We start from the raw sequence: 10,549 nt of genomic DNA on the forward strand, positions 1-10,549 counted from the left end.
GCTTAGGTTGTTTCATCTTTCTTTTTCCTGTTGTGTTCCGTGGCATACGTAGTATGCCCGGTTTAAGAGCCTTCAGCTTCACGAATAGTTACCTTAGTAATCATATCGCCCTGACGGATTGCATCCACGACATCCTTGCCGCTGGTTACTTTACCGAAGACAGTATGTTTACCGTTGAGATGTGGTTGTGGTGAGTGTGTGATAAAAAACTGGCTCCCGTTGGTATTTGGTCCTGCGTTGGCCATTGAGATCACCCCAGTCTCATGAGCCAGGGGATTTCCCTTTACCTCATCCTCGAATTTATATCCGGGACCGCCTCTACCGGTGCCTGTGGGATCACCGCCCTGGATCATGAAGTCGCTGATTACCCGATGGAACTTGATGCCATCGTAAAAGCCTTCCCGGGCCAGGAAAACGAAGTTGTTGACTGTTTTCGGGGCATATTGCGGATAGAGTTGTATTTCAATCGTACCTTTTTCGGTTTCCATCGTTGCATAGTAAATTTTCTTGGGATCGATCAACATTGCTGGTGGACTGCTCCATTGTTTCTTACTCATTTGTGCTCCTTTCTAAAGTTTTCTGAGCAAGGCTAAAGCCTTGCCCTACATCAGACTCATAAAAGATGGTCCCTTGTATTACAGGTTCTTATTCCATAATATTTTTAAGTATCTTGGGATTTTAGGTTTTCCCATTTATCTGCAGATGCTCATGTGCTTATACCGTATCCCCGAGATAAGAAAGTGGAGAGCGGAAAAGAAAAGAGAGAGCCCCAGCGAAATATAAAACGTTCCTATGTACAAAAGTGGAACGATTCTTATTTTTTGTGCAATGATCCCTAATGCAATCATAAAAGCCATGATGCCGTAACCCTTGATATCAAAAAAAGAGAAAAGGCAAGGCCGTTCACTTTTTGCATTGAGTATTCTCCTGATATGTTTATTCGAGATCCTGAGGAAGAAAAATTTGAAAAAAGGAATAGATAGTAAGACGCCGGCTAAAAGGAATATCCAGTAAAATGATGTATTCTCAAAAATATCATCAAACCCAATAGAAAGGATCCGAAATGAGACAAATCCCCACACCGCGGTAGCGATATAGAAAAGACCTTTTTTAGGAATTCCCGGTTTTAATTTTTGGAAGAGGTTCATGTATCTGTTTTTCTGATAAATCCAAACGTTTACATCAATGCTCAAAAATAATTTCTATCACTGTATAGTAAATAGGCATTTTAGTCAAGAAGAGAAATTGGGAAATAGTAGCTTGGGGACATACCGGCAGGCAGGAATTGTTACTGCGAATATAGAGGTATTTTCTGTGTTATGTAAGGTTTTGCTTATAAAAGTTCTTTCGCAAGTTCAATAAGTAATTTATGAGTTTCTGAAATTTCAGATTCCTTTCTGACATCATCCACAACCCATCCAATGTGATACTCTTCTATATCGAGCGATTCTCCCGACGGGTCTATGCAATTTTTACCAAAGATAATCTTCCTTTCCAGTTTTGCTACACTACTTATCCGTGTGTAATCACTGATAAGGCATTCCCTGATTATTGCCCCAGGGTCTATAACGCAATTAGATCCTATTACCGTAGGACCGCGTATCTCTGCTCCATCCCCAACACTTGTGCCGCTGCCAATGTATACCGGCGGAACGATCTTAAGTTTATCCAGGTTCAATTTGAGATTTATTCCTGTATGAATTCCCTTTTTTATCTGATGTCCGGGTATGGAATATCCCTTCACTTTCTCTAAGAGAATCAGTCGTGATGCCTCCCAATAATCAGGAATAGAGCCAATATCTATCCATTGAAAGGGAATAGATACTCCATAGACCGGTTTGTTTGCCTGAAGAAGTCCAGGGAATAAGTCGTTTGCGATATCGTATTTAACACCTGTTGGGATATAATCAAACACTTCAGGCTCAAAAATATAGATACCGGTATTAATCACTGTGGAAATTGCTTCCTCAATCTTTGGCTTCTCCTGAAATTTTAAAATCCTCCCTGTATCATCCGTCTGAACAACCCCGTATTTATAAACGTTAGAGCGGGGAATATCTTTTAAAACGATTGTTGCAATAGATTTTTTTGTTATGTGGAATTCCAGGACTTTTGATATATCAAGATCAATAAATGCATCGCCGCATACTACCATAAAAGTACCATCAAAGAATCCCGAAAAATCCTGTACTTTTTTCATGCCTCCAGCCGAGCCAAGGGCTTCTCCTCTGAGTTCCCTATCCACAAGCTTCCCTTCGAATGAATAGGCAATTTGCACATTCAGGCGATCTCCGTCCCGGAAGTAATTCTCTATAAGCGGGGCAAGATGACTGGTATTTATAATAATTTGATCAATTCCAAAGGATTTCAGATGTTGTATAATAAGTTCCATAACTGGCGCCCTTACCAGGGGAATCATGGGTTTGGGAAGCATAAACGTTATTGGCCTTACCCGCGTTCCTTCCCCTGCTGCCAGGATCATAGCTTTCATAATTTTACCTCCTTATTCTATGGACATATCCTATTGTCATTATTTAAAATTATCCTGATATTTCAAATAAAAAATTGTATTATTAACTATAAAGCTCAAACGCAGGGCAAACCTTCGGGTTTGCATCTTTACAAATTTATCCTCGCCTTATGTAACGGAAGAGAAATCTTTTATAGAGCAATACACTATTATGCAAAAGCCTATCGATGATGCTACAAGAAAACTTGCGGTATTCGAACAGGAAAGAAATATCGTTGTGACGGCTGGTGCAGGAACCGGCAAGACTACACTTCTGGTAAACCGGGTATTGCATGTACTCTTAGGCCACAAAAGGCTTCAAGAAGAGGAAAGTCCCATCCAAAAAGTGGTTGCCATGACGTTTACCGAGAAGGCTGCCAGCGATATAAAGATGAGATTGCTGGGAGAACTGGAAAAGATTGTCGCTGTTATCAGGGGAAATGCCTCAGAAGACGAGAAGATGAAAGGAGAATCGTTTCTGGCTCACATCCGTGATACCTATCAGGTAACGTATCGTGAGATTGAACGTCGTGCAAGGAAATCCCTTGAGGATATGGATAAAGCCGTTATTGGAACGATTCACAGCTTTGCCGCCTATATCCTGCGCCTGTATCCTGTTGAATCAGGTGTAGTTCCCGGGTTTGTCGTGGATGAAGGGGATGTCTTTGATGAGCTATTTGATAAAGAATGGACACAGTGGCTGGATACAGAGCTTACCCTCGCTTCCCCTCGTGCACATATCTGGAAATATGTACTCAAGCGATTAGACCTTGGGTCGCTTAAGGAATTAGCAAAACGCTTGTCAGGGTTTACTATCCCTTTTAATTCTCTTATGTCAAGCCCTGATGATGAATGGCGCCATACGATACTGGATCCGTTACGAAGCGAGATTGGTAAAATTATCCCTTCCTGTGAGAAGCCAAAGAATAACCTCCTTTCACAACTACAGGAATTATTAAAGATTCTTGATACCATAAAGAAACAAGGCATTCGCCATTTGAACAACCTGGAGTACGATCTTGATAAGAAAGCTTCTGAGGCAAAGGCGGGATGGACAAACGGAGGATTTGAAACAGCACAGGCGCTGGTAAAAGAGAGTCATAATCTATTAAAGAAGTTAAAAACTGTTGATGATGGGTTTATAAAGGTCGTATTAGACCTCATCATCCCGTTTGCAAAGGCTTTTCGGCAAACGTATATATCACAGGGGTACGTCTCTTTTGACGGTCTTCTTACCTTAACCAGGGATTTGCTCCGGAATAGTGAATACCGTTTTATTCGGGATAAACTGAAATCTGAGTTCAGGGCCATACTCGTGGATGAGTTTCAGGATACCGACCCTGTTCAGTATGAAATCGTTCTTTTCCTTTCCGAAGCATCGGGACATTATAGCGGGGAAGCCTGTGAGGTAGTCCCTGAGCCGGGAAAGCTTTTTATTGTTGGCGATCCCAAGCAATCCATTTATTCCTTCCGCAGGGCAGATATTGAGGCCTATGAGCAGGTAGTAAAACAGATTTGCAGGCCGAACGAGGTTTTAAAATTACAGGAAAATTTTAGAAGCCATAGCGGTATCATTGATGTAATAAACCAGTTGTTTGATGGAAGAATCATGATAGAACGGCCTGGCTTGCAACCTTGCTACATTCCAATCCATGCCAATAGACCGAAGGCACATCCCTCACAAACAGTTGAGATCATCCTTGTGTCTGATAATGAGGGAAAGGAGATGAAAGCCGATGAATCGAGGGAGGCTGAGGCCGAGTGGATTGCACGATGGATAATAAAACAGGTAAATAATGAAGCTATAAGGGATGAACTGGCAGAAAATAGACTGCGAAAGTTCCGATACAAGGATGTCGCCTTGCTTCTGCGCGCATTTACCCAGGTAAGGCCGTATATTGAGGCCTTTAAACGATACGGTATTCCTTACCTTGTAGAAGGTGAAAAATACTTCTATACTACCCAGGAAGTTCTCGATTTTATGAATCTCCTCCGTATTACAGAAAACCCTTACGATACAATTGCCCTGGCAGGTGTGCTGCGTTCGCCTATGGTAGGCTTAACCGACCGTGAGATATACGAGCTTCGGATACATAATCTGTTCGATTACCGTAAAGACATCTCGGATCTCAAGGAGGATCAAACAAATTCTCCCCCTTTTCTAACGGGGGATCAAGGGGGATTAAAAGAAAATGACAAAACCCTGAATCAGCCCGATTTTATACCCATAGTAAAAGAGTTTTATAACCTTCTCAGAAAATTCCATGCTCGTGCAGGCATACTTCCCGTTTCTCAGCTTATTGACGAGATTATGGACAATACCCATATTGCCGAGATCACAGCCTCTGCATGGCACGGCGAACAGAAGCTGGCTAACCTCCGGAAACTCTACCAGATGGCATGCGATCAGGAACAATCTGATGCGATCTCTTTGAAAACCTTCATCGGCCGTATAACCAGGCGAATAAAGGAGGCAAAGGAAGAGGGAGAGAGTCCTCTCGCCGACGAGACGCTGGATGTCGTGAAAATCCTGACAATCCATAAATCGAAGGGGTTGGAATTTCCTGTCGTAATCCTGGGTAACTTACACGGTGAAGTAAGAAATGACAATGAAGTCCCGGGTCCGGCCGTATTCGATTGGTCTACATCCACAACGGGCATAGTGATTGGCAGAGGGAACCGGCAGGTAAGGAATCTTCACAGTATTCTCATTGAAAAAAAATTAAATGACCGCTCATGGGAAGAAGAGAAACGGATCCTCTATGTGGCAATGACCAGAGCAAAGGAACGACTCATCCTTACCGGTTTATTGAAGTACGATGATAAATCCTATATGGGACTGATTACACAATCGATGAAGAAATCCGCAGGTATTGAGTTTGATAGCGAAATAATTACGAGCACTAGCAGCTTGCCCGCAGATTCAGAAAATAGCCCTTCATCACCTTCTACAAAAACGCCGGAAATTTCCTCTTTTGAAAAAACACCAAAATCTCCCCCTTTTCTCAAGGGAGATAAAGGGCATTCTCCCCCTTTTTTAAAGGGTGATCAAGGGGGATTAAAAAATAATTCCTCCAGTAGAAAAAAAATCTCTTTAGGAAATGCAGAGATTTTTGCAGAACATTTCAAATTCGACGGTATACGTCGTCCCTCAAAAACCCAAAGGGAGAAAAAGTGGAGTGCTGATTGGGTATCTTGGGTGGAAATATGGAGGAAGCGTAAACAGGCAATGGATGAGATAAAACAAACCCCTGTCTTCATCTCCCCAACGTCCCTCTCCGCGGAAGGGATATCTCACCAGGAGCCCCCCCCTGCTTTCAGTGGCGGAGTCGGGAAGATTGCTGAAGACCGTTTAAACCTTGCTATGTTAATTGGCTCCATGTGTCATTATGTATTGGAGAGATGGGATTTCCACGGGACGAGAGAAGAACTCTGCAGATTAACAGAATCCACTATGGGATGGGTGTTCACCACGCAAAATGAGGATGCAGGAGTTATGTCAACGACTCCGATACATACATCAACTTCTGTTCCAGAAGAAGGGGGTTCTAAGGTTTATATCAACCCTTCATTCTTTTCCTCTCCGGGAATATATGAAGGGATGGTTACAAAATCTCTGTATACAATACAAGCGCGGGACCTGGAGTTTATAAAAGCAGAGACATTCAAAATACTGTTGGATTTTATTGATTCGGAGGCATACAGAGAGCTGCAAAGTGCGGAAATTCTTGGGCGGGAAGTGCCCTTCTTACTTCCGTGGAATGGACAAATTATGAGAGGAAAAATCGATATCCTCTATAAGATAGATAACCGTATCATTATTGCTGAGTACAAGACAGACACGATGAAGACAACAGACCTTTCCTTTGCGGAAGCGGTTTCTTTTGCGGGTAATAGTGGGAAGAACGTTCGTGCCGGCGATCAGTTTGCAGAGAAGTTAGGTAAATACCGCCATCAAAAAGAGGTCTATACTGAAGCAGTAAAGCGATGTCTTAACAGAGACAACCCTGAGTTCAAATTCATCTTCCTCAGATCAGGCAAGATCATATCTGTTTGAAAATGTATGATAATCTGGTAAAATTATTTGATATTCAACGATTTACAAACCAAATATTCTTTCTTTTGGACAAATCATAATGAGTATCGAAGACAGAAGACAATTACATGAAAGAAAATTTCCCCATTGGGAGAAACTCAATAATGGCGGTAGAAAATACTGGCTTGAGGTAAAAGGCAGACACGGAAGAAGGGCGAGATACGTTAAAGAGGTAAATGCCAGCGAAGAGACTGCCAGGTTTTACCAGGAAATTTATAATGACATAGATCAGTTAATGGAAATTCACGAAAAAACTCCTAAAGACGAGGGCCATAAAAATGTGGGAGAATAAGGACATGATTGTAACCAGAGAAATGCTCGTAAATATGCTGATAGATTATATCAACAGAAGAATAGACACATCAAATCTTATAAGTTGGGCAGAGGATATGATGAGAGAAGCTGATTTTGAAGATCAGTATTTTGAGCTTTTAAGAGACATCACCGCGCGGATAGGACTTGCCGATGTGCGAGAATTTGGCCTGTATTGGGACGACTGCTGCGACTATCTCCATAAACTTGGCTACCGTGTGAAAATAGAGATATTAGAGATATCCTGATCTCAATAAAAACAACGATGAAATTTATAGCTAAATAAATCAGGTTTTCCGCAAAAGTTCAGCCGGTTTTATCTGTATGCAGATTACAACCCCTTTGCTCCCTTTATTAAGGGGAAATTTTTAAAGTCCCCCTTAATAACTTATCCCTACCCACATCTTTAAAACGCCACGAAGAACACGAAGTACATGAAGAATGAGAGAGTTCCACATCTCATTTTTATCTGTTCAATATGCTCAGGAGAGACGCAAGATCTTGTTTCTCTACGTCTTTCACAAAATCTTGCGTCTCCAGGTCATTCTTTCTTCGTGTACTTCGTGTTCTTCTTGGTTTACCTTGCTTCTCTGGGCGGGTTCAGGTTTATCACCTGAATCCTCAATGTGGAATATTTCCCTGGCGCTGAGACTATGAGAACAATATGAGCCATCGACTCCGCGCAAAGCATCTGGATTCAATGTGCAAAATTGAACCCGCAATGGGTCGAAGACAATGGATTAAACCTATGTTTTTATACCTCTGGGAGACCTCAAATAATTTTCTAAATCTTATCTTCCATTCACCTTCTTAGTATACCTTTAAACCATTGCTATCAAGGACCACCACCAGCTTCTCTTTGCTCTCTTTCAGCAGGGAAACTCTTACCGTTTTTCCTCTTCAGATGAGGGTAGAATAATAAGAGAAGGTTATGCATTCCACGAAACGCCAGTTCCGAGTGAAACCTTCGAGTCATCAGTCCCTCAAGGCAGTAGGTATGGAGTACTTTCAGGATTTGGATATAGTTGGGGAAAAAATCTAAACAAAAGGTTTAAAATTGCTTGAATATACCTCACGTGTTACAATGTATACATAATATAGCCGCATTCTGCAATGGTAAAAGAGGAATGGTACAAGGATTAGCATACAGGAGATTGGAGTCGTAACAATGCCCCGGCGAACAATTGAAAAGATACGTGATACCATGAGATCGGGTAACTATGATATGACGTATCATGCTGTAGAAGAAATGGCAGAGGATAGCCTTGATATTTGTGATATTGAAAGTGCCATTTTACGTGGTAAAATTAAAAAGACAGAGAAAAATGACCCTCGTGGCGTCAAATTTGTGATAGAAGGAACAGGTACGGATCGCTCTACAATAATAGGAGTAGTAGGTCGTTTTAAGGAAACAGGAGTTTTCCTAATTATAACGGTTTACAAAATTACCTGATTGTATAGAAAATTGATTTTATTTATACAGGGTTAGGGTGGCATGGACAAACTCCGTTTGTCCATGCATATAGAGCATTGAGGAGAAAAAATGTACGGTTATACATGTGAGTACTGTGAAGGTATTGTAAAAAAGCGTTTGATAAAAAAGGAGATCTTTAAGCATAAGACTGGCTTTATTATGCTTGAAGACGTTCCTGTTGGTGTATGCGATACGTGTGGTTACCGATATTATCATTCCACAATATTACAGGCAGTCGAAGAGATTGCCAATGGGAAACGGCTTCCTGAAAGAACTGAGACGATACCAGTTGCACACCTATAGACAACTTACATAGAAATACTCCTGGTCATTGTTCTCTTATTCGGTAGTTACATGAATCATACATGAGACTACCTTTGACAGGAGATTCGTAAAATCTTACTCAAGCGGGTTCAGGTTTATAACCTGAACCCTCAATTTGAAATATTTCCCTGGCGCTGAGACTATGAGAACAACATGAGCTACCGACTCCATGTAAAGGATAGGGGTTCAAGGTACAATTGAACCCATAATGGGGAATCATGTCGATTCCTGAACGCACTCCTTAACCCTTTGATAGAGGATTAAGGGTGTATGTGAATCATCACCTGCTTCGCTTCTCTTATAATGCTTGTATTGCCTGATAGTTCTTTCTGAAAACTCAATGGTTACGGTTTTTCATATTTTTTTCTCTCTGCTTTTTATCCGTTCAACATGCTCAGTACAGATACAAAATTTTGCATCCCCAGGTCTTCATGTTCCTCCTGGTTTACTGCGCCTTTCCCTTCACTCTCTACCCGACTTGTAGGTAAGGATAAGTTTCTAAAGGAGACAAGGAGGATTACTTCTCCTTTGATTGCTCCTGGCTTTGGCTTATTCTCAATAACCCTTAAAATATAGTCTTTTTGGATAGCTCTCAGGTCAGGTTTGCACCTTATCTTGAGTAATTATGTATGCCCATCCTATCCGGCAAATAGATATAATCAAACCAATATGCCTATTTCTCAAAAAGATAAAAAATTTTATTAAACAAGAAGTAAAAGAGAACTATTCAAATAAACAATTAGTTTTTCCCTTGACATATAATTCTACAAATGGTTTAGTGGTAAAAATAATTTTGCGGTACAAATACCACGATAAAGGTAAACCCTGAGTGATCAGGGGGCGCAAAGTGTAGGATCTCAGCTCAAGTCATCTCCAGATAAGAAATATCAGAAAGATAGCCTTACTGCCGAAGATGTTTTTAACAAATATCTTTGCAGTAAGGCTTTTTTTGTTTCATTATCATTTTACCGTAAAATAATTATTACTTCTGATAAAGCAGTTAGGAAAGAGAGAAGCATGAATACAACAAATAAGCAAATGGATGTGGTGTCTGGATTACTTCATATCGTATTAAATATCTTTTTGCTCGTGTTTATAAGTGTTTTTATTTCTAAAAATGCTTTATCGCAAGAAAAAAACTCTGCTACTCAATATTTGGGCGTTAGAAGTGGTAATATTAATATAACGTTAAGTACTAAAACAGCTTTAATGTTGGAAGTTCCGTCAAATGCATTGAAAGAAGATGCTAATATAACATTATCTGAATCAGAAGTAATGCCATATAACGAGGATATAATTGGATTATTTTCTTTGAAAGTAGAAAATGCTGGGACCTCTAAAATAAAGAGGCCTTTAAATATAAAGGTATTTCCTGGCAAAGGGATTGACGAAAATCGTGAAGAAATGTTGCAAGTGTATAAATTACGAAAACAACACGGAAACAAAAAATATTGGATGCGGGTGCAGTCTTTCCATATTAATGAAAAAGATGGTTCTATCGATATTTTGATAAATGAACCAGGAACTTATAAGATCAAATATTCTAAATTAAAAGTTGGGGGATTAGATAAAAAAGGAGTTTTTTTTAAACTGAATGCTCCTAACGGAAGTGGTAAACCTGCAAATTTCTCTTTAAGATTTATAGGGAATGGTTATAGAATTCATTTAGGAGTTGAGGATGAAGATGAAAATTTGGTATGGAGCAGTTATAACGAACCCAGAGTTATTAATTTAGAATGGCTTTGTTGCACAAATCCGATAAAAAAGCAGTTTTTCCCTGTAGTATGCAATTTATGAGATCGCATAACTTTCCGGCATTCCTAATTTCATCATA

9 protein-coding genes and 1 riboswitch are annotated in these 10,549 nt (G+C 40.3%); of the genes, 6 read left to right on the forward strand and 3 right to left on the reverse strand.

Going from position 1 to position 10,549, the window contains the following annotated elements; translation table 11 throughout:
- Nucleotides 1–62: 62 nt before the first annotated feature.
- The 3 genes from FBQ94_RS10840 to FBQ94_RS10850 all read right to left on the reverse strand — a co-directional run bounded on the left by FBQ94_RS10840 (nt 63) and on the right by FBQ94_RS10850 (nt 2,491).
- A complete protein-coding gene (locus FBQ94_RS10840; RefSeq protein ID WP_040543650.1) occupies nt 63–557 on the reverse strand; it encodes a peptidylprolyl isomerase in 495 nt (164 codons plus the stop codon).
- 135 nt (nt 558–692) lie between these two features.
- Nucleotides 693–1,148 carry a hypothetical protein gene (locus FBQ94_RS10845; protein ID WP_007221447.1) on the reverse strand — a complete coding sequence of 152 codons (456 nt, stop codon included), beginning with the start codon at nt 1,146–1,148 and terminating at the stop codon, nt 693–695.
- 185 nt (nt 1,149–1,333) lie between these two features.
- On the reverse strand, nt 1,334–2,491 hold the full coding sequence (locus FBQ94_RS10850; protein ID WP_007221446.1) for a nucleotidyltransferase family protein: 1,158 nt from the start codon (nt 2,489–2,491) through the stop codon (nt 1,334–1,336).
- A 190-nt stretch (nt 2,492–2,681) separates the two neighbouring features.
- Between FBQ94_RS10850 and FBQ94_RS10855 the strand changes: the two genes are divergently transcribed.
- From FBQ94_RS10855 to FBQ94_RS10885, 6 genes are all read left to right on the forward strand, one after another.
- Nucleotides 2,682–6,566, forward strand: a complete 3,885-nt coding sequence (locus tag FBQ94_RS10855) for a UvrD-helicase domain-containing protein (protein ID WP_007221445.1) — start codon at nt 2,682–2,684, stop codon at nt 6,564–6,566.
- Nucleotides 6,567–6,645: 79 nt separating this feature from the next.
- Entirely contained in the window at nt 6,646–6,897 is a 252-nt protein-coding gene (locus FBQ94_RS10860) for a hypothetical protein (RefSeq protein WP_007221444.1), read from the forward strand.
- Nucleotides 6,884–7,165, forward strand: a complete 282-nt coding sequence (locus tag FBQ94_RS10865) for a hypothetical protein (protein WP_285442128.1) — start codon at nt 6,884–6,886, stop codon at nt 7,163–7,165. Before FBQ94_RS10860 ends, FBQ94_RS10865 begins: the two co-directional genes overlap by 14 nt.
- Before the next feature lie 920 nt (nt 7,166–8,085).
- Nucleotides 8,086–8,370: a DUF4258 domain-containing protein gene (locus tag FBQ94_RS10875; RefSeq protein WP_007221442.1), complete on the forward strand. Its 285-nt coding sequence runs from the start codon at nt 8,086–8,088 to the stop codon at nt 8,368–8,370.
- Nucleotides 8,371–8,460: 90 nt separating this feature from the next.
- Nucleotides 8,461–8,694: a YgiT-type zinc finger protein gene (locus FBQ94_RS10880; RefSeq protein WP_007221441.1), complete on the forward strand. Its 234-nt coding sequence runs from the start codon at nt 8,461–8,463 to the stop codon at nt 8,692–8,694.
- Between the two features lie 828 nt (nt 8,695–9,522).
- Nucleotides 9,523–9,627: riboswitch (cyclic di-GMP riboswitch) on the forward strand.
- Nucleotides 9,628–9,732: 105 nt separating this feature from the next.
- Nucleotides 9,733–10,512, forward strand: a complete 780-nt coding sequence (locus tag FBQ94_RS10885) for a hypothetical protein (protein ID WP_007221438.1) — start codon at nt 9,733–9,735, stop codon at nt 10,510–10,512.
- Nucleotides 10,513–10,549 lie beyond the last annotated feature (37 nt).

The sequence above is a fragment of the Candidatus Jettenia sp. AMX1 genome (assembly GCF_030263775.1).
GTDB lineage: Bacteria > Planctomycetota > Brocadiia > Brocadiales > Brocadiaceae > Jettenia > Jettenia caeni.

Coding starts and splice junctions, on each gene's coding strand:
- FBQ94_RS10885 (WP_007221438.1), top strand. CDS start 9,733: ATGAATACAACAAATAAGCAAATGGATGTGGTGTCTGGATTACTTCAT.
- FBQ94_RS10845 (WP_007221447.1), bottom strand. CDS start 1,148: ATGAACCTCTTCCAAAAATTAAAACCGGGAATTCCTAAAAAAGGTCTT.
- FBQ94_RS10880 (WP_007221441.1), top strand. CDS start 8,461: ATGTACGGTTATACATGTGAGTACTGTGAAGGTATTGTAAAAAAGCGT.
- FBQ94_RS10860 (WP_007221444.1), top strand. CDS start 6,646: ATGAGTATCGAAGACAGAAGACAATTACATGAAAGAAAATTTCCCCAT.
- FBQ94_RS10840 (WP_040543650.1), bottom strand. CDS start 557: ATGAGTAAGAAACAATGGAGCAGTCCACCAGCAATGTTGATCGATCCC.
- FBQ94_RS10850 (WP_007221446.1), bottom strand. CDS start 2,491: ATGAAAGCTATGATCCTGGCAGCAGGGGAAGGAACGCGGGTAAGGCCA.
- FBQ94_RS10875 (WP_007221442.1), top strand. CDS start 8,086: ATGCCCCGGCGAACAATTGAAAAGATACGTGATACCATGAGATCGGGT.
- FBQ94_RS10865 (WP_285442128.1), top strand. CDS start 6,884: ATGTGGGAGAATAAGGACATGATTGTAACCAGAGAAATGCTCGTAAAT.
- FBQ94_RS10855 (WP_007221445.1), top strand. CDS start 2,682: ATGCAAAAGCCTATCGATGATGCTACAAGAAAACTTGCGGTATTCGAA.